This window comes from Marinomonas sp. SBI8L, from assembly GCF_001624705.1.
GTDB lineage: Bacteria > Pseudomonadota > Gammaproteobacteria > Pseudomonadales > Marinomonadaceae > Marinomonas.
On record NZ_JSEO01000018.1, the window covers coordinates 73,179 to 99,060 of the forward strand.

Genomic DNA, 25,882 nt, shown 5'->3' on the forward strand with positions numbered 1-25,882 from the left:
TTCAGGCATTGGTGAGAAACCAGTGTCTCTTCTTTAAGCTGCATAGGAGGTGAGCCCATGTCTTATATAATTGACCGCCGCCTGAATGGAAAGCACAAGAGTAGTGTCAACCGACAGCGATTTTTACGCCGTTACCAAAAGCATATTAAAAAAGCGGTAGAAGAAGCTGTTAACGAAAGAAGCATTAAAGACTTGAATCGTGGTGAAAAAATCACCATACCACAACAGGATATACACGAACCTTCTTTTGGCCATGGCCAAGGAGGAACTGGCTCCATTGTTCACCCAGGTAATAAAGAGTTCAACACTGGAGATCGTATTCCAAAGCCACCTAGTGGTGGAGGGCAAGGCAGTGGCTCGGGTGATGCCAGTGATCAAGGGGAAGGGGAAGACGATTTTGTTTTTCAAATCTCACAAGAAGAGTTTCTCGACTATGTTTTCGAGGACCTTGAATTACCTAACCTTTTGCAAAAAGAATTAAAAGAAATTAAAGAGTTTTCTTTAAAACATGCGGGTATCGTATCAGACGGTACACCATCTAAATTGAACATAGTGCGTTCTATGCGAAATGCTCAAGCACGCCGTATTGTTATGAGTAGAAGTTCAAAACGGCTTTTACTTGAAATTGAAGAGCAGATTGAAGAAATTGAAAAAAAAGATGCTGCTCTTAAAGATGAAAGCTTGCTGAAAGAATTGTTATTACAAGCTGAACAGTTGCGTCAAAAAATTGATAAAACGCCTTTTCTAGACAGTTATGACCTTAGATACAACCATCATGTTAAAGAACCTAAACCAAGTAGTCAGGCGGTTATGTTCTGTATTATGGATGTATCGGGTTCTATGACCCAAGAAACTAAGAATATTGCTAAACGCTTTTATATTCTCTTATATCTATTTCTTCGCCGTAATTATGAAAAAATAGAAGTCGTCTTTATTCGGCATCATACGAGTGCAAAAGAAGTCTCTGAAGAAGAATTTTTCTACTCAAGAGAGACTGGTGGCACCATAGTATCGAGCGCACTCAAGCTTATGGATAAAATCATTCAAGATAGATATCCATCCAATGCTTGGAATATCTACGCCGCTCAGGCTTCTGATGGTGATAACTGGGATGATGATTCTGATACTTGTCGTAAAATCTTGGAAGAATCCATTATTGATCAGGTGCAATATTTTACCTATATCGAAATCACACCAAGAAACCACCAGAGCCTTTGGTATGCTTACGAGCAGGTTCAAAATACACATCCTAGCTATTTTTCCATGCGCCACATTACAGACCTGACCGATATTTATCCGGTATTTAGAGATTTGTTCCAAAGGAGGTTGCATGAGTCAAGCCAAAACTAAGCGGAATTTCTTGTCAACAGGATCTGATTGGACATTTGATTTAATAGAAACCTACGACAAAGAAATCGGCAAGATAGCAGCAGAGTTTGGTTTGGATACCTATCCAAACCAAATTGAAGTGATTAGCTCTGAGCAGATGATGGATGCTTATGCGTCTGTAGGTATGCCATTGGGCTATCACCATTGGTCATATGGTAAGCAATTTTTAGATGTTGAACAGAACTATAAGCGCGGCCGTATGGGGTTAGCTTATGAGATAGTGATTAACTCTTCTCCTTGTATTGCTTACCTTATGGAAGAAAATAATATGATGATGCAGGCCTTGGTAATTGCCCATGCCTGTTATGGCCATAATTCTTTCTTTAAAGGAAATTACCTTTTTAAAACCTGGACAGATGCAACGGCTATTATTGATTACCTTGTATTTGCGAAGAAGTATGTTCAAAAATGCGAAGAAAAATATGGCATAGAAGATGTTGAGCTCACTTTAGATTCATGTCATGCCTTGATGAACTTTGGGGTAGATAGGTATAAGCGTCCTGTGCCTCTATCAGCAGAAGAAGAAAAAGCAAGAGTTTCTGAAAGAGAGCATCAATTACAACAGCAAGTTAACGACCTTTGGCGCACTATCCCTAAGTCTGATAAGCCTGGAGATGGTGAAGATATTAGAGAATCTTTCCCTAGCGAGCCTCAGGAAAACCTACTTTATTTTCTAGAAAAACACGCGCCTCTTTTAAAACCATGGCAACGTGAATTAGTTCGGATTGTGCGCAAAATGGCGCAATATTTTTATCCTCAAAGACAAACTCAGGTAATGAATGAAGGGTGGGCGTCATTCTGGCACTACACGCTTGTTAATAGCTTATATGACAAAGGCTTAGTAGAAGATGGCTTTATTCTAGAGTTTTTACAGTCGCATACGAATGTGGTTTATCAACCTTCTTTTGATTCTCAGTTTTACTCTGGCATTAACCCTTATGCTCTTGGTTTTGCTATGTATACCGATATTAAGAGAATTTGTGAAAACCCAACCCAAGAAGACAGGGAGTGGTTTCCTGATTATGTTGATAAGCCTTGGTTAGAGGTTTTAGATTTTGCCATGCGTAACTTCAAAGATGAGAGCTTTATATTGCAGTTTTTATCACCAAAGTTAATGCGTGATTTTCGCTTTTTTGGCTTAGAAAATGATGTGTTAGATCCTTTTGTTGAAGTTAAAGAAATTCATAATGACGAAGGTTATCGTTTACTAAGAGACCGATTGGCACAACAGTACAACTTGAGCTATCGAGAGCCTAATATACAGGTGCAAAAAGTAAACATTTTGGGAGATAGGAGCTTAGTATTAAAACACACTATGAATGGTGATCGACCACTTAATGAGGACACAGTTGAAGTGTTAAAGCACTTTAGACGTTTATGGGGGTTCGATGTTAGGTTGGAATCATGGGGCAAAGATGGCTTAGTAAAAAGCTATACCTGTACCGACGATTCAGAGTAAAACAAACTGAGTAAACTAACTAGGGGAAAGTATTTAATGTCTGATGCTTTCCCCTTGATTCTCTTCCCTAGAATGTGATCTCATTTGTTGTTTAATGTCTTGAGCAACATTTCTTTTATGAATAAACCCCAAATAATTGATGCCATTGTTAGCATGCTTGAAAAGCGGTTTGAAACTGCCGCGGCAGCAGCCCTTCAAGCCTATGAAGCGGCTACGGATAAAGAAACTGTCGCAGAAAATAAATACGATACATTTGGTTTAGAAGCTTCCTATTTAGCCCATGGGCAATCTCAGAGAGTGATTGAATGTGAGAATGATTTAAAACACTTTTTAGCTACTGATTTTAAGCAATTTAGAGAAGATGATGAAATTGCTATGGGGGCTTTGATCCGCTTAACTCATGACTCGGGTAAAGTGATGAACTGTTTCATATCGCCTTGTGCTGGTGGACAAGCATTTGAGTGTGGTGAAATGAATGGTATTTTGATCACACCTAATTCACCTATGGGGAAATCGTTAATGGGATCCTTCCTTGAAGATGAAATAAAAGTGGCGATTGGCCATGAGACCAAGTACTACGAAATTACCTACCTTTGCTAATTTAATATATTTTTAAGTTGTCCATAGATAAACACTCGAATCATTTTTTTAGCTATGTTATTTTGCCCGCCCATTTTTTAAAACGAACTGTATAGGCTGATAAATAAATGATAGCTGGATTTGACTATGGTACTTCTAATTGCGCGATATCAGCTATTTCTGGTGACACCCAAGAGGTTGGCCTTGTTGAGTTAGAGCAGAGTAAATGCTTTGTACCTTCAACTTTGTATGCTCTAGAGCGTGAACTGATTGTTGAATCTGTGGCGCTGAATATTAAAGATGCCAACTGTAAATCTGAGTTTCTTCAGAATCGTAAGAACCAGTTAAACATGGCTCAAAGGGTGAGGCGAGAAGCTGATATACAACAGGATGAGCAAAGTTTGTTCTTTGGGCGTGATGCTTTTGCCCAATATTTAGCTCAGCCTGATGAAGGCTACTTTGTAAAATCTCCTAAATCTTTCTTAGGAGGCAGTGGCTTTAGAGCAGAGTTCATTCATTTCTTTGAGGATGTTGTGACTGCTATGATGCAAAACATTAAGCAGCAAGCAGAGCAGAGTTTAGGCCACGAATTACTTCATACAGTTGTTGGTCGTCCTGTCAATTTTCAAGGCATTAATGCGGATAACGCTAACCGACAAGCGTTAGATATTTTAACAACCTCAGCTAAACGTGCTGGTTTTAAGTCTGTTGAGTTTCTGTACGAACCTATTGCTGCAGGTTTAGCGTTTGAGAGCCGTCTGGAAGATGATAAAACCGTATTAGTGGTAGATATTGGTGGTGGTACGAGTGACTGTGCCATGGTTCGTATGGGTCCAAATTACCGTAATAAACTTGATCGTTCAGCTGATTTTCTTGGTCATACAGGGGAAAGAGTCGGCGGTAATGACTTGGATATTCAACTAGCAGGCAAAAACCTTATGCCTTTATTTGGTATGGAGTCTAGCTTGAAAAACGGCCTTCCTATGCCAACGCAAGTTTTTTGGGATGCGGTAACAACTAATGATGTAAGTGCTCAAGCAAGTTTTAATAGTTTGCAAACACAAGTACATCTTGAGCAAATGTATCGTGATGCGAAAGAGCCAAATTTATTAGAGCGTTTTATAAACTTGCGAGAAGAAAAGCAAAACTTTCATCTTGTTAGAGATGCAGAGCAATGCAAGATTGCTTTGTCTGATAATTTGATTCATACCTTAGATTTAGATTATGTTGAATCTGGCTTAACTTGTGATGTTTCTCGTGACAGCTATGCGGATCGCATTCAGCCTCCTTTAACAAAAATGCTGAACCTAATGGAAGATGTAGTAAAGCAAGCTGGTGTACAACCGGATCTTGTCTTTGTGACTGGTGGTTCTGCTCAATCGCCAGTGATTAGAGAAGCGATTGCTCAAAGGTTAGGACAGGTTGAAATTCTTGATGGGGATCATTTTGGTAGTGTGGCCGCAGGGCTAGGAGTCTGGGCTAACAAAATTTACGCCTAGGGAAGCTGCTATTATCTTAAACCCTTTAACGTGATATTAATGTTAATGGGTTTAAGCTATTAAGTCATGATTCTATATCGAGTTCGGTCTGCACTGCTTTAACACCACAAAACATCATCACTAGATTTCTCATGCCAGTATCTATATCTAGGGCGTGAAGGCCCTTAATGGTTTGATCAACTAACGCCATATAGCGCTGCATATAGTTTAAAGTATTAATATTATGACGGCTTAGGGCGCTTTCATAAAAAGGGATACGCTTGTCCCAAATTCTTTGTTTTTGGCAGGCCTGCCTAACTGGCATGCTGGTACTTGCTTGAACCAGTTTATCTAATGTTTGTATCTCGCGATTCAGTAACCAAAGTAGGATGTTGTTATCAACCCCTTCAGCACTTAATTGCTGTAAGCAGTGTAATGATTCTTTTACTTTACCCATGAGAATTCGATCACTTAAATCATAAACTGAATAGCGACTACTATCAGAAACAGAGTCAGCTATCATTTGTTCATCAATCTTGCTTCCAGGAGCATGGGTTAAGACGAGCTTTTCAAGTTCCTGTGATAGAGCTAGTAGGTTGCCTTCATTACGCTCACAGATCAAAGCAGCGGCGTCACGAGTCAGGCTTAGCTCTAAACTAGTGGCTCTCTTTTGTAGCCATTGACCAAGGCGGTTGCTTCCAACGGGCCATATTTGAACAAAAACACCTTGTGATTCAAGCTTGGTGAACCACTTAGTTTTTTGGCTGCGGCCATCTAATTTAGGTAAGGTAAGCAGAATAATATTATCTGTGCTTAGCTCATTTCCTAATTGAGTTAAGGCTTTAGTATGTTTCTCTGAAAGCTTGTCAATTTGTATATCGAACAGACGCTGAGAGGAGAATAGAGACAGAGCTTGGTTTTCTTGGATAACTTCTTGCCAATCAAACTGAGCATCAGCGACAAATCGTAAGCGCTCGTCTATGCCTTTGCTTGGGAGTATACGGCGAATAGCATCACTGGCTTCTTGAACCAACAAAGTTTCATCACCAGAGATAATATAAATCGGGTGAATTTGCTTATTAATCGTTTGTTCAATTTGCTCTGTTTTAACTTTCATCTAATGGTTTTCTTAAGCTTATTCTGCTGATGTTATAAAGGGGAATAAGCGAGGTCGTTTACTAGCTGTTTTGCTAGATCTTCCGCCATATCTTGCATTTGCTCTTTATTGTAAGCAAGCACAGTATCGTCGCTGGCATCCTGATTAGATAAGGTTCTTGATAGGGTTACTATGCGAGGCCCATACAAAGATTTCCCAGTATTATTACGAATAAAGTAACTTACCTTTAAGGTTCTTTCTCTTTCAGTGACATCATTATTGCTAGCGGTTGATAAGGTTCTATCAGTAAAAGTGATTTTTAGGACTTTTAGTTCGAGTACTGAATCATCAACTTGGGCATCTTCATCAATGATGGAAACATCAGCAAGAATAAGCGCTTTATTAAGCGATTGATCAAAACTTGGCATCTCACTTTGAGTGTTAAGTTTAAGATTTTTAAGGGCAAGAGGGATGGGCACTTGTCCTTTTAGATGGAAACCACATGCACTGATGAATAGTGCAATAAAACCAATAATGAATGCTTTCGTACTGAATGATATGGATTGCTTTTTGAGCTGAGTAAAGGCCATTTATTTATCCCAATATAGAATGAGAGAGGGTGAGAAAGAGATTCTCACCCTCTAGCCGTACTAGTTTGCGACTATGTTTACTAGTCGACCAGGTACTACGATGACTTTGCGAACAGTCTTGCCTTCAATAAACTTGATAACATTTTCGTTAGCAAGTGCTAAGGCTTCAATTTCATCGTTGGTTGCATTGGCAGACACAGACATTTCTGCGCGTTTTTTACCTAATACCTGGACTACGATTGTAAGCTCATCTTTAATAAGAGCGCTTTCATCTACTTTTGGCCAAGGCGCATCTACAACGTTAGTCTCATGACCTAGTGCTCCCCATAACTCATGAGAAATGTGTGGCACGATTGGAGAAAGACATAAGGTTGCAGCTTCTAGTGCTTCTTGCTCTACCGCTAATCCAAGCTCTGATTTATCTTCGAACTTGCTGATTTCATTACATAATTCCATCAGTGCAGCAATCGCCGTATTAAAGGTCTGACGACGTTCAATATCATCTGTCACTTTTGCAATGGTTTCATGTGTTTTACGTCGTAGCGCTTTTTGGTCTGAGGTTAGCTTGCTTGTATCAAGTTCACCGACTGTACCTGCATTAGTGTGACGGTAAGCCAGAGACCATAAACGGCGTAGGAAACGAGAAGAGCCATCAACACCCGCATCATTCCATTCAAGTGATTGCTCTGGCGGCGCAGTGAACATGATAAATAGACGTACTGTGTCAGCACCGTACTTCTCAATCATTTCTTGAGGGTCCACTGTGTTGCCTTTAGATTTAGACATCTTAGTGCCATCTTTATTTACCATACCTTGAGTAAGTAGGCGTTTAAATGGTTCGTTAGATGTGACTAGACCTGCATCACGAAGTAGTTTGTGGAAAAAACGAGCATAAAGTAAGTGCAAGATTGCGTGTTCAACACCACCGATATATTGGTCAACAGGAAGCCAGTAGTTTGCTTCTTCTGTTAGCATCATCTCATCACTTTCAGGGCTGCAATAACGAGCATAATACCAAGAGGATTCCATAAAGGTGTCAAAGGTATCTGTTTCACGTTCAGCAGCCATGCCATCAAACTCAATGGCAGAAAATTCTGGGTTGTTTTTGATTGGAGAGTTAACACCATCCATCACAACATCTGTTGGAAGTTCAACAGGCAGTTGATCTGCAGGTACGGTTTTAACTTCGCCATTTGGCATGTTAATCGTTGGGATTGGTGTTCCCCAATAACGCTGACGGCTAACACCCCAGTCACGCAGACGGAAGTTAACTTTAATGTCACCTATACCTTGGTTTTTCATCCATTCACTTACCGCCTTAAATGCAGTACTGAAATCTAAACCATCAAATTCGCCAGAATTACATAGAATTCCTTTTTCTGTGTAAGCAGCTTTAGTTAAATCAATCTCATCATTTTCAGCTGTGATAACTTGTTTGATTGGTAAGTCATAGGCATTTGCGAATTCAAAGTCTCTTTGATCGTGAGCGGGTACAGACATTACTGCGCCTGAACCATAGTCCATCAAGACAAAGTTAGCGGCATAAACTGCAATTTCATCACCAGTAATTGGATGAATGGCTTTAAAGCCAGTATCCATACCTTTTTTCTCCATTGTTGCCATATCAGCTTCTGTTGTAGAAGTCTTCTTACAGTCAGCAATGAAGTTTGCAAGCTCTGGGTTTGTCTCAGCGGCTTCTAGAGTAAGAGGGTGCTCTGTTGCTACTGCCATGTAAGTTACACCCATAATTGTATCTGGGCGTGTTGTGTAAACACTGATTCTATCTTCGTTCTTGTCACCTTTGCCTTTGATTGCAAAGCTGAACTCTAATCCTTCTGAACGACCAATCCAGTTACGCTGCATGGCTTTTACTTTTTCTGGCCATTCATCTAGTTGATCTAGATCGTCCAATAGCTCTTGTGCGTAATCTGTAATACGGATGAACCATTGTGGGATTTCTTTTCTTTCAACTGTTGTACCACAACGCCAGCAACCACCATCTTCAACCTGCTCATTAGCTAATACAGTTTTATCATGTGGGCACCAGTTAACTGCTGAAGTTTTTTTGTACGCCATGCCTTTTTCAACAAGTTGAGTGAAAAACCATTGTTCCCAACGGTAATACTCTGGTGTACATGTTGCAATTTCTCTATCCCAGTCATAACCAAAACCAAGTTGCTTAAGTTGGTCTTTCATATAAGCAATGTTTTCTTTGGTCCATTTAGCTGGTGCAGTTTGGTGTTTGATCGCTGCATTTTCAGCAGGAAGACCAAAAGCATCCCAACCCATAGGCTGGAGAACATTTTTACCCTGCATACGCTGGTAACGAGAAATAACGTCACCTATGGTGTAGTTACGCACATGACCCATGTGAAGACGACCACTTGGGTATGGGAACATGGAAAGGCAATAGAACTTTTCCTTGTTGCTATCTGCAACCGCTTTAAATACTTTATTTTCGTCCCAGAATGACTGAGCGATACTTTCTATGTTTTGCGGATTATATTGTTCTTGCATGACGGTAAAATTGTCCCATTTTGGCTTGATAAAAGCGCTTTAGATTCAAGCCTAGTGTTAATTATCGATAGAATTGTTAATTGTGAGCTATTTTATATAGATGAGGCACTAATTAGAAGGCACAAGAGGGTCTAGTTATGAAATCAGATAAAAAAGAAAGCAAAACCAATGAGGGAATCGTAAAAGAGACACGAAAAACACTGGAAGCGGCTAAATCATGGGTGGTTGATGATGCACATCTTGCTACAGCATATTGGCATCATAAGATGGGATACATGGAAGCTTGGGTGTCTGCTCATTGGCATTTGGTACTTGAAAAGGGGCATGATGCACTAGAAGATCTTGAAGAAATTGAAGACTTAGGTTTGTTGTGGTTGGTGGATCATGTTAATCAAAACCCAGTTCCTTTAGCCCATTGTCATACGGCAGGTAGTCGTTGTGAAGCAGGAGAGTATTTATGTATGTCTTGCAATCAAAATCAGATATTAGAAATAAGTACTGAATTAGAGGTTTGTGATAACTGCGGTTATGGTGTGTTTTCAAATCACCCTAAGTCTGCTGAAGAATGATTTAAATCACAGTTAAGCTCACATTTTACTAGATGAGACTCATCTGGTGAACCAGCTTGAATTGATGGAAGACAAAAGCCCTAAAACCCCCCCTCAAGGTTTGCACAGATAACCTTTGCTATATTACTCTTGCTCTCGAAAAATGGTTTCAAGGATAGAAACTGCCGCTATAAATTGAAGGATGCCTCCTCTTTGTTATCCCTTGCTGCCATTTCATGTCGGCTAAGCCGAGTTCACAGCTTTCTATCACCCTAAAATTTATGTGCGGCTGAATAGAGCATGTTTTTTATGCTTGTTAATAAGGATATTAATTATGAAAATGAGCCAACCGCAAAATGTTGCGGTCATATCTCAAGGCGCAAAGCCTAGAGAAGCGTATTTTAACCTTACTAGGTTTAACCCTGTTTTACTCTTATCTTCTGCTGTCATACTGATTGTCTTACTTGTGTGCCTCTTTGTTCCTGAATGGGCTAAAGGTATTTTTGTGGGAGGTAGACGTTGGTCTGTGATACATCTTGATTGGCTCTTTATGCTAAGTGCAAATCTATTGCTTGGCTTTTGCTTAGTCTTGGCTGTTTCGCCTTTAGGTAAAAGAAGGCTAGGTTCTGAGTCTGTACAGTTTTCAAATTTCGCATGGTATTCAATGATTGTAATGACAGGCGTTGGCTTAACCTTGGTATTCTGGGGAGTAACCGAGCCTGCTGCATTTTATACTGATTGGTGGGGAGTGCCTTTTAACCAAGAGGCGAGGAGCCAGGAAGCGGAGAACTTAGCATTGGCTGCCAGTTTATACCACTGGGGCTTACATCCTTGGGCTATCTATACTGTCATGGGGCTAGCCATTGCTTATGCTACATATAACAAGGGCTTACCTTTAAAGTTTAGTTCCATTATTTATCCATTTTTAAAACAAAAAACACACAGGTTAAGTGGAAATGTGCTTGATACCTTGGCTGTGGTGGCAACCGTATTTGGGGTTGCCACCACTATGGGACTAGGGGCAAGACAAGCGGCTAAATCCTTAGAATATTTATATGCCATACCTAATACCCTGATCAGTCAGAGTGTTTTGATTCTTGTTGCAAGTCTTCTTCTCTTTTTAGTTATGCACTTGGGGTTAGTAAAAGGGATTAAAAAATTCAGTTTGGCTAATTTGATTTTAGCTTGTGTATTTGCGCTTGCGCTAGTTGTGTTAGCTGGCTTAACTAATGCCTTGTCAGTGTTAGGTATTACGGCTTTTGAGTATGCGAACAACTTTATTGCCTTCAGCCAGTGGTCAGAACGAACTGATCTTAAGTTTTTCCATGGCTGGACTATTTTTTATTGGATTTGGTGGTTTTCTTGGGCGCCTTTTATTGGTTTGTTTATTGCCCGAATTTCAAAAGGTCGCAGTATTAGAGAATGTGTTTTTGCAATTCTTATTATTCCAAGTTTGTTTTCATTGTTTTGGTTTAGCGCTTTAGGTGGTATTGGTCTAGAGCAAATATCTCAAGGCATTGGATCGATAATGGAGCCGAGATTATCACCAACTACTGCCTTATTTAAAATGTTAGAAATATTGCCATTTACTCAAATGCTAGCTTTTATTGGAATAGTGCTTGTGCTGATTTGCTTTGTATCTACAAGCAATGCGTCTGTCTATTCGCTTGAGTTGCTAACAAGAAATACTAAGCAGATTAGAAGCAAAAAAGTGAGTCAGTTTTGGGTTCTAATTCAAGCTTGTGTAGCATTAAGCTTATTAGTGTTTGGTGGTAAAAAAGCCCTTGAATCAGCCCAATCAGCATCGCTACTTATAGGTGTTTTATTATGCTTTCTGCTGTTAATTGCCAGTGTGGGTTTGATTTATAATCTCAAAAAAGACAAGCTCTAGAGTCCATTAGACTGACAAAAAATTCCAATAAAAGAAAAGCCAAGGTTAAAGCACCTTGGCTTTTTAGCTTCAATCCTTAGCTTTGATTAGGTAATAGAGTAGATATAAAGCTATGAGTGAAAAAAGGAAGCTCAGCACAATGAGGTTGCCGTAAGTAACATAGGGAGTAATACCTTTTAAAAGTTTTACGTCTGCTGTTAGGCTTGAGCGAGTAAATTGTGGTAGCTGTTTTATAATGTTGCCTTTCTCATCCATAATTGCCGTAACACCGGTATTTGTTGCCCTGATTAAATATCGGCTACTTTCTTTGGCTCTAAATTGAGCTATCTGTAGGTGCTGTAATGGCCCTATGGACTCACCAAACCAACCATCATTGCTCACCGTTAATAAGATATCACTGTCTCTCACCATATTTCGCACTAGATCTGGATAAACAATCTCATAACAAATAAAGCTAGATATTGCCCATTCGCCAATTTGTAAGCTTGGTTGGTTAATCTCTCCTTTTTGGAATGAGGTCATTGGTTGTCCGAAGATATCAAAAACTGGACCGAGTAAATCTTGAAAGGGAATGTACTCACCAAAAGGAACAAGTTTTTGTTTAAGGTATAAACCAAAACCATCACCGAATGTCCAAAGGCCATTATAGAAACTGCCTTGGCCAATGTCTTTATCGGGGGATTGAGTAAAAACAGGAACACCCGTGATTAAGCTGGTATTAGACTCTTTTAATACTTTATCGAACGGGGCTAAAAAGGGTGCCACTTGATGATGTAAATAGGTGATGGCGGTTTCTGGCCAAACAATGAGGTCACTATCAAGGTGCTCTAGACTTGCTGCCTGATAATAGTCGAGAGTTGGCCCTGCGTTCTCGGGTAACCACTTTTCATCCTGCTTAATATTGCCTTGAATTAAGGTTGTTTTTAACTTGCCAATTTCCTGACTAAATTCGATAGGGGTGTTGTGAAGATACAAGCTTGTTCCCCACGCAAGCAATATTGTAATACCTAAGAGGGATTGTTTTTTTAATCCCTCAAAAAAAGCGGCGACAGGGAAACTAAAGGTCAAAATGGCGAGGCTGGTTAACAGCCATATCCCACCAATAGGTGATAACTCAAATGCCCACGTTGTATGTAAGCTATAGCCAGGTAATAGCCAAGGGAAACCTGTAAATAAAGTACTTCTCAGGTATTCAGATAAAAGTAGGCTGACAGTGAAAACGAGACTAATTGGCCAGTGTTGAAATCTTGTTATGAGTTTCCAAGTTAGGCTGAAGGCAAGTGCATAAAAGCTTGCCAATACAGCGACAAAGGCGAGAGTAATTAGAACCGAGAGAAGCCAGCCTATTTGCCCATAAGTGGCAATACTGACATAAACCCATGAGATACCAGCTCCAAAAAAACCTAACCCTAACGCGAGACCACTTCTAAAAGCTGTTTTTAATGTATCTGCTTGTTTGATAAACCAAATACTAGAACAGATGCTAATGGCATAAGCTGGCCAAAAATTAAAGGGAGCGAAGGCTAATACGCCAAAGACACCGCTTAATAAGGCAAATAAGTAATTAACTTTATTGCCATATTTTGCTTTGCATTGGTTAATGAGTTCGCCGCATTTCGTTAGCAGATTAAGAAGTAATGTATTAGTTGTTAAACGTCCATGTTTCATTATTAATTAGGCAAAATCTTCAGCTTCAGGAAAAGTCACCTGTAACGTTTTCACACGACGACCATCTGATTTCACAACTGTGAAGTTAATATCGTCAATTGCGATTTCCTCTCCACGACTTGGTACATGACCAAACTGCTGAACTATAATGCCGCCAATAGTATCAAACTCTTCTTCACTGAATTGTGTTTTAAAGTACTGGTTAAAATCTTCAACCGCATAAAGGGCAGGTACATGGTATGTGCCCGGAGACTCAAGCTTTTGCACATCTTCATTTTCTAACTTGTCAGTTTCATCTTCGATTTCACCAACAATCTGTTCTAGAACATCTTCGATTGTCACTAAACCAGAAACACTGCCATATTCATCTAATACAATCGCCATGTGATAGCGCTTGGTACGAAACTCATTTAACAGTACATTTAAGCGTTTACTTTCAGGAATAAAGTTAGCTTCTCTTAATCTTTCTAAGAAGTCTTCATTAGTGACTTCACCTTCATTAAAAAGAAGAGGAAGTAAATCTTTTGCTAGTAATACACCTAATATTTCATCGGAATCTTCACCCACAACAGGAAAACGCGAGTGTGATGATTCAATGATTTTTCTCAAGGTTGTTTTTGGGTCATCATCTGACTTGACTACCACCATCTGAGAAGGGGGGATCATTATGTCTCTTACTTGAACCTCGGATACCTCAAGTGCGCCTTCGATAATTGTGAATGCATCCTTGTCGATAACTTCTGATTGAACAGAAGCTTCCAGTAGATTGATAATATCTTCTCTACTTTTTGGTTCATCATTAAAAGCCTGACTTAGGCGCTCAAACCATGATTTTGGCTGTTGATCGTTTGAGGGACTCGATCGGTCTTCGCTCATAGTAGTCTGATCTCACTCATTTATCAGATAGGGATTAGGAATGTTTAATTGCGCTAGTATGCTTATTTCTAAGCTTTCCATTTCTTGCGCATCATCTTCATTTATATGGTCATAACCAAGTAAATGCAAGGTACCATGAATTACCATATGTGCCCAATGATGAAATAAGGTTTTATTTTGATCTTTTGCTTCAAGTTCAACAACCTGCTTGCAAATGATGAGATCACCCAAAAGTGGGATTTCTATTCCTTCGGGCACATCAAAAGGAAAAGACAATACATTGGTTGACTTGTCTTTTCCTCTATATTGATGGTTAAGCTGTTGGCTTTCTTCTTCATCAACAATACGCACTGTTAATTCGAAAACAGTACCGTTTTGAGGAAGTGCTGGTGCAATCCAGTTTGCAAAGTCTTGTTCACTGGGTAGGTTATCAGTGTTCTCACTTGCAAGTTGTAAATCGAGATCTAGGTTTGTCATCTTATTCACTGTCTGCATTTAGCATTTCTGCTTTTTCTTGTTGAGCTTTGATATTGGCTGCTTTTTTTGCTTCGCGCTCTTTTTCTTGCTCTTCATCAAAGGCATCATAAGCTTCAACAATGCGTTGTACAAGTGGGTGTCTGACAACATCCATTGAACTAAATTGAGTCATGCTAATGCCTTTGACATTATCCAAGACGTGCATGGCATGAGCTAGTCCAGACGAGGTGCCTCTTGGTAGATCAACCTGAGTTCTATCACCAGTAATAACCGCGGTTGAACCAAAGCCTATACGAGTCAAAAACATCTTCATTTGTTCTCTTGTCGTATTTTGAGATTCATCAAGAATGATAAATGCATTATTCAGTGTTCGACCACGCATGAAGGCTAAGGGTGCAATTTCAATAACATTTTTCTCAATAAGCTTATCAACTAGTTCAAAGCCGAGCATTTCATACAAGGCGTCATAGAGAGGGCGTAAATAAGGGTCGATTTTCTGGGTTAGATCACCCGGCAAAAAGCCTAGTTTTTCACCTGCTTCTACGGCAGGACGAACCAACATAATTCGTTCGACTCTATCGCTTTCTAATGCTTCTACTGCGCAAGCTACTGCTAGATAGGTTTTACCTGTACCAGCAGGGCCAATGCCAAAATTAATATCATTCTGGCGAATTTGCTTCACATAGCCCTGTTGGTTACGACCTTTTGCCTTTACATGTAGTTTACGTGTTTTAATTGTTTGGAATTCAGGTGTGCTGTCTTTTGACGATAAAGCTTCTACCGCAGATTCTTGTAAAAACAAATGAATCATTTGCGGGCTTAAATCGGCTTCAACCAATGCTTCACGGTACAAATTCTCAAGCAAGGTTTTACAGCTTGATAAAGCCTTTTTATCAGCCCCTGTGATGGTAAAAAGCTCTCCACGATAACCTATCTCTACTTCAAGTCTTTCTTCGATAAGCTTTAAATTACTATCAAGTTGACCACAAAGGTTAGCGAGTGCTGCAGCTTGTGCAGGCTGCAGTCTTGTATGTAGGGTTGCTAGTGTGTCCAAGAGTTACCTTAAAACGAAAATGAATGTTAAAAATTAAGCTAGTTCAAACTCTAATTCTAGTTCAGAGCTGATCAACTCACCTAATAAAGAATTAGGATAAGCGTTAGTGATAATAACGTCTGCAAATTTACCAACAAGCTGAGGTTCAACAGCCGAGAAGTTAACAATTCGGTTGTTTTCAGTTCTACCTTGCATTTGTCCTGGGTCTCTGGGCGAATAGCCACTGACAAGAATACGTTGGGTTGTGCCTATCATAGCTTGGCTATAGTCGTAGGCATGCTGTTTGATACGACGTTGAAGTATCGCTAGGCGCTGCTTTTTCACGTCTTCAGAAATGTTATCTTCTAAATCAGATGCTGGAGTGCCTGGTCTTTGGCTGTAAATAAAGCTAAAGGAGTGGTCAAACCCGATTTCTTGAATCAGATTCATGGTATCAATAAAGTCTTCATCAGTTTCGCCTGGGAAGCCAATAATAAAGTCTGACGATAAGCTAATCCCAGGGCGCGCTTCTTTAATACGATTAATTTTATCGATATAAGATTGTCTGTCATGACCGCGTTTCATTGCTTTTAGAATGTTGTCAGCACCGCTTTGAACAGGCAAGTGCAAGTGGCTGACTAGTTTTGGAATGTTTCTAAACGCTTCTATTAAGCTGTCAGTAAACTCAACCGGGTGAGATGTTGTAAATCGAATACGCTCTACTCCGTCAATTTGAGCAATTGCACTGATAACATCTGCAAGATCAGACTCTATACCATCTGCGTCTGTACCTCTATAGGCGTTTACATTTTGGCCAAGTAGGTGGATTTCACGAACACCTTGTTCTGCCAGCTGCATCACTTCAACAAGTATATCTGTGAAAGGTCTGCTTACTTCTTCGCCACGTGTGTAAGGTACAACGCAGAAAGTACAGTATTTACTACAGCCTTCCATAATAGATACAAATGCTTCAGCGCCCTCAACCTTTGGTGCTGGAAGGTGGTCAAACTTTTCAATTTCAGGAAAAGTGACATCCGTAATAGGGATGGAATTCGCCGCAGCATCAACCATTTCTGGTAATTTGTGTAAAGTTTGTGGGCCAAAAATCATATCAACATGTTTGGCTCTTTTACGGATTGAGTCACCTTCTTGGCTGGCAACACAACCACCAACGCCAATCTTTAAATCTGGATTCTTATCTTTTAGCTTTTTCCAGCGACCAAGTTGATGGTAAACCTTATCTTGTGCTTTTTCTCGAATAGAACAGGTGTTTAAAAGAAGCACATCTGCTTCTTCTGCATTATCTGTAAGCTCCATTTCGTGACTATCGCCAAGTAAATCTGCCATACGAGATGAATCATATTCATTCATTTGGCACCCATGGGTCTGGATGAAAAGTTTTTTTGCCATTGTGATGTTAAGAACCGCGTAATTAATCTAGATAAAAAGGTGTCAGTTAGACTTGGTCGACATTATATGGAGCTTTGCTTTAGAAACCTAGACTAGAATACTAAACATTGTGTTTTTCTTAATATTTATGAAGTGGGTCTTCATTAGGGGCGCTAGCTTGAACTCCTTATAAATTGGCTATTTATATGATGATTTAAATTATTATGTGTTTTGGATTCGCCTTTTAGTCGTGTAAAAACAAGAAAAACTACACATTAAGATCTAGTCTTGAAATATAAGAATAGGATTATAGGTATCAGCTTTCTCATTTTATTTGAATGGTGGATCTATTATGGGGCAAGTAGTTTGCAAAAACTTTTCTTCTTTAGATCATGAACTAAAGAAAGATTTGGTTGAATGTTATAAGGAGGCTCAGTTAGAAATTGAGGAAATTATCAATGATATTGAGGATCAGGGGTTTGCGTTTGATAAGTTAGATACGCTATTTCGATCACTGCATAGCATGAAGGGTAATTGCTCAGTATGTTTTCTTGACCCACTTGTGGAGGTGCTTCATAAGTTAGAAGAAATCGTTGATGGAATGCGAGGAAGGTACATTGCTTATACCGTTTCCTTGGGTGAGTTAACGAATACTGTCATTGAAGAGGTTGGCGAAATCCTGCTAGAGCTTTTTAACTCTCATGTCGTTGAAGATAATCAATTAACTTTAATGAGAGAAAAGCTGACCGAGTTATATGATTTAGAAGATGATGCTTTAAGGGGGAGTAAAGCAGAAGAAATATTGTCACTTTTGACAGCGGAAGAGAGTCAAGATACTAAAGATGAGGATAAGGATGCCCTATTAGTAAAAGTTGAATTTACAACTGAACAAAGTAGCGACATTGAGCAGTTTAAAGCTTTGTCAGCCAAGCTAAATAGATTATTAGGTTACTCTCCTGAAAGAGGTGAACGAATCGTGAAATTGTGTCTCTTGATCAATAACGATTTAGCTAACCCTGTTGATGCAGCTCAATTAAGCGCCGCTGCTTATATGCATGGTATGGGGAGAGCCTTGGTGTTAAAAGCCCGTGATGATGAGCAAGCGAGAATAGCAGCAGAAAAAAACCATCCCATTGTTGGAGCCAAACTTTTAAGTAAGCATCCAGGGTGGGAGGAGGCTGTAGTGATTGTTAAAAGTCATGAAGAGCGTTTTGATGGGACGGGGTTTCCAGAAGCCTTAGTTGGATCTTTAATTCCACCAGGTGCTTTTGTTTTGTCTATGGCGGTTAAATTCATTGATCTTGTTTGGGGTGCTTCGGGCAATGAATATAAATCGAGCGCTATGAAGGCAGTACAAAAAATTAACTTCGAGAGTGGGAAGCAATTTCCGCCTCATTTTATTGATGTGTTTAATCAAACGATTAGAAAAGTGTTAGTTGCCAAAAATAGGTAGGTATGAAAAAAAGCCAGCAGTTTGCACATACTGGCTTTTTAAAAGTGCAGAATTATTGCGGTAAAGCTTCTTGATCAGCTAAATCTTGAGTTAACTTATCAACCAAAGACTGCTTTAAAGTAAGCTGTTGTTGTAAAGACTCGATTCTTTCTCTGAGTACTTCCTGCTGTTTGTTTGCTTCAGCTAGAGATGTTTCCTCTTGGCTAAGCTTGTTTTGGCTAGCTTCAAGCTTTGCTTTTAAACTGGCAACTTCATTTTCAAGTCGTGTCGCATTATCTGTATTGGTTAGCTCTTCAATCAGGTCGACAATCATGTCTTTCTGAACACGTACAGGTTTGTCTCTAAAGTCTGATCCATCGATTGCTTTAGATATTTCAAGTAAACGGTTTTCAACTTCCAGAGCAACCGCTTCAAACTTAAGGTTAGAAGTAGATCTTAAACGCTGAACTTCATTGGCTACTTGTGTCGTGTGATCAATTTCAAACTTCACTTTTTTAGTCGCAGCAAGAATAACATCTTGGTTACGTGCATTATTTTCTACTTCGCTGGTCGCCAAGGTCAATTCTGCTGTTACCTTGTTATAGCTAATAGGGGCGAGTGTTGCTATGCCACTTTTCTTAAGTTGAGCCGCTTCTTTTTCTAATGGTTCAATGTTTACTTTAAGAACGACTCTTAATTCGAGTTTTTTTGCTGTATTTAAAAATGCTGCCTGTTTGTTTTGAGCATCACCAATATCGTTATCTGCAACATAGGCAAATAAGGCAACATAGGCATTTTTAACGGTACGGTAATTTTGTTTGAAATGTTTTTCCGCTTCAATGCTATCAAGGTATTCCATCTGATCAATTGAATCGGCCAGAATAGTGTCTGCCTTGTCTTTTAAGTCAAGTAGCTTGGCATGATTGACTTTTACGATAGCTAATTTTTCGTTGTACTCTTCTGCATAAGTGCCAGATGAAAAAATAGAGTAATCTTTTACTGCTTTAGCTGGGTCATCAGCAAAATCTTCATAAACATCAACCGCTTTAGCCCAAGAGCTTAATGTTTCTTTGTAAATGCTTTTTGAATATAGCTCTAGCGGTTCAATTTCCTTCATCTTGCCTAACCAAAGCTCATAGTCAGCTTTGGCTGAATTATAAATGCTTTCTGCCTGAACGCTTTCATCCACAGGCGAAATACTGCCAGCAACTTCTGCAGGTTTAGTGCTTGAGCTTCCACATGCAGTTAAGGCGGCACCAGTTACAATGACTAATGCACATTTTTGAAATTTGTTCATATCATATCCCTAAAAAAGACATTTTATTCTTGGTTGATTTAGTAAAGGTTAACACTCTGAGACAAATGATTAAAAAGATATTTGATTATTTCTAGTGCTTATAAGTTAATGCCGATAAAGGCTTTAATCAAGATAGATTTTAACCCTAGCTTTAAATGTATAAGCTTTTAAATGTCCCGTGAAGAAGTTATAAAAAATTGTTTTAAGAGAGTTTCATTAAATTACATAAAATTAGCCAGCAAGTGCCTTGACCTTAATTTTTTCTTCTATTTTTAGTAAATGGATGTAAAAAGATGTGGCTATGCAAGTATATACAAAGAGTATTCTAGTTAAGTTGTTTGTTCCCGTTATTCTGATATTTATCATAATGGGAGTGGTGCTAGTAACTTACTTTTCTTCTGCTATGCGGGAAAATGTCGAAGATAGTGCGTTACCTTCTGCTATTAGCACGGTGCAACAATATAAGACCATTCGAGGTTACTATACCAATAATGTTGTTAAGAAGGTGCTAGCTGGGTCTGATATGAAACCGCACTTTGAACACAAGTCTAATGCTAATCAAATCCCTTTACCTGCCACCTTTATACACGACCTTAGCGAAGAATTTTCAAAACAAGGTATGACACTAAAGTTATATAGCCAATTTCCTTTCCCAAACCGTAAAAATCGTCAACTTGATGAGTTTGGGTCTCAGGCTTGGTCTAAGCTCAATGATGATCCAAAAGCGACAGTTAGTCGGGTCGAAACAATTGATGGACGTGAGGTTGTTCGTGTTGCTCTAGCCGACACCATGACTCAGCAAGGCTGCGTTAACTGTCATAACTCACATCCTGATACACCTAAAGTTGGTTGGAAGCTAGGGGATGTTAGAGGCGTACTTGAAGTTCAAATCCCAATAGATGAACAGATAGCGGCAGGCAATGCACTCAATCTAAACCTAGTTAGTTTCTTAGTGATTACTCTTATTGTCTCTTTATTAGCACTTATGTTTACCTTTAAGCGTTTGGTTACTGTCAGACTAAACAGTGTCAGCCAAGCTTTACAAGGAATAGCAGACGGGAAAGGTAACCTATCACAAAGGCTTGATGTTTCTGTTAATGATGAACTTGGCGCAATCTCTACCGCGTTTAATAGTTTTATGGAGAAAATGGAAGCTTCTTTAAATGTGGTTGCCAGCCAAGTTGGAGGACTTGTAAACACCTCAAAATCTTTAGCGGGTGTTGCAGAGCGCTCACAACAAGGAATATTAAGGCAACAAGAAGAAACGGACTTAGTTGCAACTGCTATGAATGAAATGACGGCTACCGCCCAGCAAGTTGCGGAGTTAACGTCTAGTGCGTCCCAGAGTGCGCAACAAACGCAAATTGACGCAGAAAAGGGTAAGCAAGTAGTCGTCTCGAATATGCAAGCGGTTCAGGCATTGTCGAAAGAAATGCAATTGTCTGCTGATGTTGTCACCAAACTTGAGGCTGATAGTCAAAATATAGGTGGAGTGCTAGATGTGATTCGGGGTATTGCTGAACAAACTAATTTATTAGCACTTAATGCAGCAATAGAAGCTGCTAGGGCAGGAGAGCAAGGGCGTGGTTTTGCAGTGGTAGCAGATGAGGTAAGAACTCTAGCAAGCCGTACTCAAGCGTCTACTGAAGAAATACAGACAATGATCACACGACTCCAGGATGGAGCGAAAGAAGCGGTAACTACCATAGTAAGAGGGAATCAAAGTTTAAATTCAAGTTTAGAAAATGCGGATGAAACAAATGCTATGATTGAGAGTATTGCTCAATCAACAAAAAGTATTTATGACCTTAATAGTCAGATAGCAGCGGCGGCAGAAGAGCAAACTAGGATAAGTGACGAGATAAACCGTAATATTAGTAACATTGTGGATGTCGCGGAAAACAACACCCATGATACTGAGCAATTATTAACCTCAGTAGATAAAATTGCTGATGCGGTTAAGTCTGTGAATCAACAATTAAAAGGGCTATCAGACGATTAAAACTAAACTAAATAAGGTACTTATTAATGTTAATAAGTGCCTTATTTGATAGGTCGATTAAAAAGAGAAAACTTAAAAAGGGCAAACCGCGATAAATTTAAGCCAAGCTGTGGTGAAAGGATGGCTAAACTCAAGGCGATAAGCGTGAAGGTGAAGGCGTTCATCCGCTTTTGAGCACATGTCATCATAAAATTCATCACCTAAAATAGGGTGGTTCATACTCTGCATATGTACTCTTAGTTGATGTGACCTTCCTGTGATAGGAAAAAGGGCGACTCGACTATTTCTTCTGTCCCGATTAATTAGCTTCCAGTGAGTTGTTGCTGTTTTCCCCCACTCTCTATGTACCATTTGCCTTGGGCGATTAGGCCAATCACAAATAAGTGGTTTAGAGATAGTGCCTTCTTTAGCTAGAACCGGGCCTCTTAAAACGGCTCGATATTCTTTCTGAACACGTCTTTCACGAAAGTGTTCAGATAAACGTTTATGGCATTCCAAGGTTTTTGCCACAATAATTAGACCAGAAGTAGCATAGTCAAGACGGTGTACCGCATGGGCTTCTCCAAATAGAGTAAAAGCCCTATGCGTAATACTGTCTTGTTTTTCTACCCCGCGTCCAGGAACAGACAAAAAGTTCGCTGGCTTATTAATAACAGCGAACCATTCATCTTCATAGAGAATATTGAGCATCTCGTTTGCAGGCATATTTACTAAGGTTTTGTTGTCAAAATAATGCGTATCGCATCTAGGCGAATCTGGCAATCATCAATACGACTCAAACCTTCTTGTAAATTGTTTTCTAGGCGCTCAAGCTCATCATCTTTGATTTGATTGTTTTGCTTTTGCAGTTCGATCAAACGATCAAGTTCGCCTTGCCACTTTCTTTGGTACTCTTGCTTAGCTTGCGAAATGATTGGTCTTGCTTGTTCATGAGCATTTAGTTGGTGGTTTTGTAATAGCTCAATTAGATCTTTACGTAATGCAGCCACCCATTGTTCAGCAACGCGATTAGGTACACTTTTTAGACGATCTGCCCACTTTTCTGGAGTGAACTGATTATGTAAAAATTTACCGTTAGCATCTGATAGTTGCCAAATAGGTGTCATAGGTAAAGACTGGCTCAATTTCAAACGAGGGTGCGCACTTGCTTCAATCACAAACAGGCTTTCTATTAGGACTGTGCCTTCAGGTAAGGCTGCAATAGGCATAGTTGAGGCTGTCAGTTTGCTTGAGTCAAAAGTATGGACTTCATCCATCAACATAGAAATTAATGGGTGTTCCCATGTGGCAAAAGCAACATCTTCTCTCTGGCTTGCTTTACGGCGATTTAAGACTAAGGTTTTGCCTTCTTCTTCAATGCCTGGCAATGCTTCTAACATCATATCGGTAGAAGGGCGGATGAACCATTCGCTTTCATCTCCTTCTTTTTCAATGCGGTCAGTATGGATGTTGAATGCATGGGTCACTTTTTCGATATATTCATCTAAGCCTGCTGATGCGTTCTCTTCTATATTATCGATCAGTTCTTTTGCTCTTTCTGGGCGACAAGACGTCATTTCGAGCAGGCGATTTCGTCCTTGATCGAGCTGAAGTAATAGCGCTTGGTGGTAAGCTTTAGCTTCAGAAATTAAGGTGTCGTCATCGTCATTACCTTGTAAGAAACTGGCTAAGTTGTCTTTAAAAGTGTGATTAACTTTGTCGCCACAAGGTGTCGTATGACAGAAAGCATTCAAGGCAAGGTGATACCATTGATAAAGCCTTTCTTGCACTGTGCCTTCTATATAAGGCACATGGATTTTGACATCTTGGGTTTGGCCAAGTCGATCCAGACGACCAATGCGTTGCTCTAATAAGTCTGGGTGTTCAGGTAGATCATACATAACCAAATTATGGCTGAACTGGAAGTTACGACCTTCACTGCCTATTTCAGAGCACACGAGTACTTGCGCGCCTTCTGGATCTGCAAAGTAAGCTGCTGCCCTATCTCTGTGAATAAGTGGCATTTGTTCGTGGAAATCTGCACTTTGAAAGCCTGCAAAAGTGAGTTGTTCACTCAGCCATTGAGCCATGTCTGAACTATGGCAAATAACTAAAACTTTATCGGCTTGGCACTCTAAAAACTCTTTTAACCATTCCCAACGAGGATCTTCGCCCCATTTAGCTTGTTCTAAGCTATTTTGTGGAAAGACTGAGTCTTGGCTATAACTATGTGCTGGGTTTGCTGCCAAAGGGTAATGATTAAGTATTCTGTCTGGGAAGCCACCAATTGCCGCACGTGTATTACGGAAAACCTCACGGCCAGTTCCATGGCGATCAATAAGCCAACTAATGGCATCTTGCACAGCGGTCTCAAATGTCGCTTGATCTTTTTCATTTAAAGACTGGAACCACTCTTTTGAACTGACTTCTTTTAAATAAGGTGCAAACCATTTGTCCCAATCAGGACTTGTTTCTGGCTCTTTGCCTTGAGTTAAAGGCAAAAGTTGCTCAGCAAGAAGAGCGGCTTGTTTAAAATCTGCTTGCTGCTCCTGATACTGCGAGAAACTATGGTAGCTTTCTGGATCTAGCAACTGTAGACGAGAGAAATGTTCTTCTTCACCTGTTTGCTCTGGTGTAGCACTTAACAGCAATAAAGACTCTGACTTAGCGGCTAGGGCTGCTGCGAGCTGATAACCATTGCTTGGCGCTTCAGGGCTCCAGCTTAAGTGATGTGCCTCATCGATAATTACCATGTCCCAATCAGCGCTTAACATTTGCTGAGCGGCTTTCCCATTACCTGCCACCCAATCAATAGGAGCAATGACAAGAGGTTGTTCTTCGAATAAGTTAGCGTCTTCATCCCAGCTTTCTTCGTAAGCGGCTTCATTAATTAATGAAAAATGCTGATGGAAGCGGCGTAACATCTCAACTAACCACTGATGCTGTAAATTAGTTGGAGTTAGGATGAGTGCGCGTTTACATAGACCGTTCAGCATTCTATGGTGAAGGATCAAGCCCGCTTCTAAGGTTTTACCCATACCCACTTCGTCACACAATAGAGCTCTTGCTTTAGGGCGGTTTGCAATATCATGAGCGAGATAAATCTGGTGAGGAAGCAGCTCTGCTTTCAACCCCATTAAGCCCCTAACTTCAGAACTTGCTAGTTTAGACTGATGATTTAATGTTTGATGGCGAAGGTCAAACCACATGCGTTTAGCAGGGGATAATGATAGTAAGGCATCGATTTCATTTTTATCATTGCGTGGGAATTGAATGATAGATTCCTCTATCCAATCATCACCAATAAAATATTCAACAAGGCCGTCAATCTCTCTTACATCTTCAATAACAAACGCTTCATCTTGAAAGTAAAGCTCATCACCTTCTGTCAAAGTGCGTCTGACAAGGCTAGTTTGGGATACAGAGTAGTGTCGATCAATTTCTGACTCTGCAAAATGCACAGTGAATGATTTGGATTCTAACTCTACTATCATGCCGACACCTAGATCAGGTTCGTTACGGCTACTCCATCTTTGTCCAGTTTGGTACATATTAATTATTCATCCAGATTTGTAAGGGTCAAACTGCCTTGACATAAATTCGTCAAGGTAGCTTTCTGTTCTATCCAAGAGTTAGGTATGACAGCTAAATCAAAAATAATGTCTGTATCAAAGTGTTTATTAATGACATCAATATCACTTTGTTCTAACCAATACTCTACCTTGCCTAATAAAGCGTAGGATATTTTTAGCTGTATATTATCCCTTGGAAAAATTTGTTGAGTTTGGGTGTTTGTTAGCGCTTCTTGTACCGCTTGGCTGTAGGCGCGAACTAATCCTCCAGCTCCGAGTTTGATACCACCAAAATAACGCGTAACAACGACACAGGTTTCGCCAAAATCTGAGTGTTGTAATACGTTTAACATGGGCTTTCCTGCCGTTCCTTTTGGCTCACCATCATCGCTTTGATCCCATAAATGTACATTGTCTGGGTGGCCTGCGATAAATGCTGAACAATGGTGGTTGGCATCTGGAAAGGTTTCTTTGACGCTTTGTATAAATGCTTTAGCCTCTGCTCTCCCTTTGGTACGGCATACCTGAGTGATAAATTGACTTTTTTTGATAATAAGATCAAAACGCTGAGGCTCAGTTGGGCTTAAGAAATAATCCATGTACACTTGAA

Annotated in this window: 20 protein-coding genes; 8 read left to right on the forward strand and 12 right to left on the reverse strand. The window is 39.8% G+C overall.

Features of this window, described 5'->3' with window-relative positions:
* Positions 1–57 precede the first annotated feature (57 nt).
* The 4 genes from OA91_RS21570 to yegD all read left to right on the forward strand — a co-directional run bounded on the left by OA91_RS21570 (position 58) and on the right by yegD (position 4,926).
* Entirely contained in the window at positions 58–1,350 is a 1,293-nt protein-coding gene (locus tag OA91_RS21570) for a YeaH/YhbH family protein (protein WP_063339805.1), read from the forward strand.
* Positions 1,331–2,848: a SpoVR family protein gene (locus OA91_RS21575; protein WP_063339806.1), complete on the forward strand. Its 1,518-nt coding sequence runs from the start codon at positions 1,331–1,333 to the stop codon at positions 2,846–2,848. Before OA91_RS21570 ends, OA91_RS21575 begins: the two co-directional genes overlap by 20 nt.
* Before the next feature lie 117 nt (positions 2,849–2,965).
* A complete protein-coding gene (locus OA91_RS21580; protein WP_063339837.1) occupies positions 2,966–3,448 on the forward strand; it encodes a hypothetical protein in 483 nt (160 codons plus the stop codon).
* A gap of 107 nt (positions 3,449–3,555) precedes the next feature.
* The gene (gene yegD, locus OA91_RS21585) at positions 3,556–4,926 is read left to right on the forward strand and encodes a molecular chaperone (protein ID WP_063339807.1); all 1,371 of its coding nucleotides are present in this window, start codon (positions 3,556–3,558) and stop codon (positions 4,924–4,926) included.
* Positions 4,927–4,990: 64 nt separating this feature from the next.
* On the opposite strand, the gene holA is transcribed toward yegD, so the two are convergent.
* Genes holA through leuS form a run of 3 tightly spaced genes read right to left on the reverse strand, consistent with a single transcriptional unit; the run spans position 4,991 to position 9,108 of the window.
* Positions 4,991–6,022, reverse strand: a complete 1,032-nt coding sequence (gene holA, locus OA91_RS21590) for a DNA polymerase III subunit delta (RefSeq protein WP_063339808.1) — start codon at positions 6,020–6,022, stop codon at positions 4,991–4,993.
* 32 nt (positions 6,023–6,054) lie between these two features.
* Complete coding sequence (locus OA91_RS21595) at positions 6,055–6,591, reverse strand: LPS-assembly lipoprotein LptE (protein WP_063339809.1); 537 nt, start codon at positions 6,589–6,591, stop codon at positions 6,055–6,057.
* A gap of 60 nt (positions 6,592–6,651) precedes the next feature.
* Positions 6,652–9,108 (reverse strand): leucine--tRNA ligase, encoded by a 2,457-nt coding sequence (gene leuS / locus OA91_RS21600; protein WP_063339810.1) that lies wholly within the window; start codon positions 9,106–9,108, stop codon positions 6,652–6,654.
* Positions 9,109–9,245: 137 nt separating this feature from the next.
* Between leuS and OA91_RS21605 the strand changes: the two genes are divergently transcribed.
* Both OA91_RS21605 and OA91_RS21610 read left to right on the forward strand, forming a co-directional pair.
* Positions 9,246–9,677, forward strand: coding sequence for a zinc ribbon-containing protein (locus tag OA91_RS21605; protein ID WP_063339811.1), 432 nt, complete (start codon positions 9,246–9,248; stop codon positions 9,675–9,677).
* A gap of 313 nt (positions 9,678–9,990) precedes the next feature.
* The gene (locus tag OA91_RS21610; protein ID WP_063339812.1) at positions 9,991–11,547 is read left to right on the forward strand and encodes a BCCT family transporter; all 1,557 of its coding nucleotides are present in this window, start codon (positions 9,991–9,993) and stop codon (positions 11,545–11,547) included.
* 69 nt (positions 11,548–11,616) lie between these two features.
* Here the strand turns inward: OA91_RS21610 and lnt are convergent, their stop codons facing one another.
* From lnt to miaB, 5 genes are read right to left on the reverse strand one after another with little or no spacing between them, the layout of a single operon-like run.
* The gene (gene lnt / locus OA91_RS21615; RefSeq protein ID WP_082828067.1) at positions 11,617–13,215 is read right to left on the reverse strand and encodes an apolipoprotein N-acyltransferase; all 1,599 of its coding nucleotides are present in this window, start codon (positions 13,213–13,215) and stop codon (positions 11,617–11,619) included.
* A gap of 6 nt (positions 13,216–13,221) precedes the next feature.
* Complete coding sequence (locus OA91_RS21620) at positions 13,222–14,091, reverse strand: HlyC/CorC family transporter (protein ID WP_046018790.1); 870 nt, start codon at positions 14,089–14,091, stop codon at positions 13,222–13,224.
* A gap of 12 nt (positions 14,092–14,103) precedes the next feature.
* Positions 14,104–14,568: an rRNA maturation RNase YbeY gene (gene ybeY, locus OA91_RS21625; protein WP_063339813.1), complete on the reverse strand. Its 465-nt coding sequence runs from the start codon at positions 14,566–14,568 to the stop codon at positions 14,104–14,106.
* A gap of 1 nt (position 14,569) precedes the next feature.
* Positions 14,570–15,622 carry a PhoH family protein gene (locus tag OA91_RS21630; RefSeq protein ID WP_046018788.1) on the reverse strand — a complete coding sequence of 351 codons (1,053 nt, stop codon included), beginning with the start codon at positions 15,620–15,622 and terminating at the stop codon, positions 14,570–14,572.
* A 33-nt stretch (positions 15,623–15,655) separates the two neighbouring features.
* Positions 15,656–17,011 carry a tRNA (N6-isopentenyl adenosine(37)-C2)-methylthiotransferase MiaB gene (gene miaB / locus OA91_RS21635; RefSeq protein WP_063339814.1) on the reverse strand — a complete coding sequence of 452 codons (1,356 nt, stop codon included), beginning with the start codon at positions 17,009–17,011 and terminating at the stop codon, positions 15,656–15,658.
* A gap of 331 nt (positions 17,012–17,342) precedes the next feature.
* On the opposite strand from miaB, the gene OA91_RS21640 reads away from it, so the two are divergent.
* A complete protein-coding gene (locus OA91_RS21640) occupies positions 17,343–18,443 on the forward strand; it encodes an HD-GYP domain-containing protein (RefSeq protein ID WP_063339815.1) in 1,101 nt (366 codons plus the stop codon).
* Positions 18,444–18,495: 52 nt separating this feature from the next.
* Here the strand turns inward: OA91_RS21640 and OA91_RS21645 are convergent, their stop codons facing one another.
* Positions 18,496–19,719 carry a hypothetical protein gene (locus tag OA91_RS21645; protein WP_063339816.1) on the reverse strand — a complete coding sequence of 408 codons (1,224 nt, stop codon included), beginning with the start codon at positions 19,717–19,719 and terminating at the stop codon, positions 18,496–18,498.
* A gap of 301 nt (positions 19,720–20,020) precedes the next feature.
* Between OA91_RS21645 and OA91_RS21650 the strand changes: the two genes are divergently transcribed.
* Positions 20,021–21,721 (forward strand): methyl-accepting chemotaxis protein, encoded by a 1,701-nt coding sequence (locus OA91_RS21650; protein ID WP_063339817.1) that lies wholly within the window; start codon positions 20,021–20,023, stop codon positions 21,719–21,721.
* Positions 21,722–21,793: 72 nt separating this feature from the next.
* Here the strand turns inward: OA91_RS21650 and OA91_RS21655 are convergent, their stop codons facing one another.
* Genes OA91_RS21655 through OA91_RS21665 form a run of 3 tightly spaced genes read right to left on the reverse strand, consistent with a single transcriptional unit; the run spans position 21,794 to position 25,871 of the window.
* Entirely contained in the window at positions 21,794–22,426 is a 633-nt protein-coding gene (locus OA91_RS21655; RefSeq protein WP_063339818.1) for an RluA family pseudouridine synthase, read from the reverse strand.
* Positions 22,427–22,431: 5 nt separating this feature from the next.
* Complete coding sequence (gene rapA, locus OA91_RS21660) at positions 22,432–25,251, reverse strand: RNA polymerase-associated protein RapA (RefSeq protein WP_063339819.1); 2,820 nt, start codon at positions 25,249–25,251, stop codon at positions 22,432–22,434.
* Positions 25,252–25,256: 5 nt separating this feature from the next.
* The gene (locus tag OA91_RS21665) at positions 25,257–25,871 is read right to left on the reverse strand and encodes a YigZ family protein (RefSeq protein ID WP_063339820.1); all 615 of its coding nucleotides are present in this window, start codon (positions 25,869–25,871) and stop codon (positions 25,257–25,259) included.
* Between the last annotated feature and the right edge of the window lie 11 nt (positions 25,872–25,882).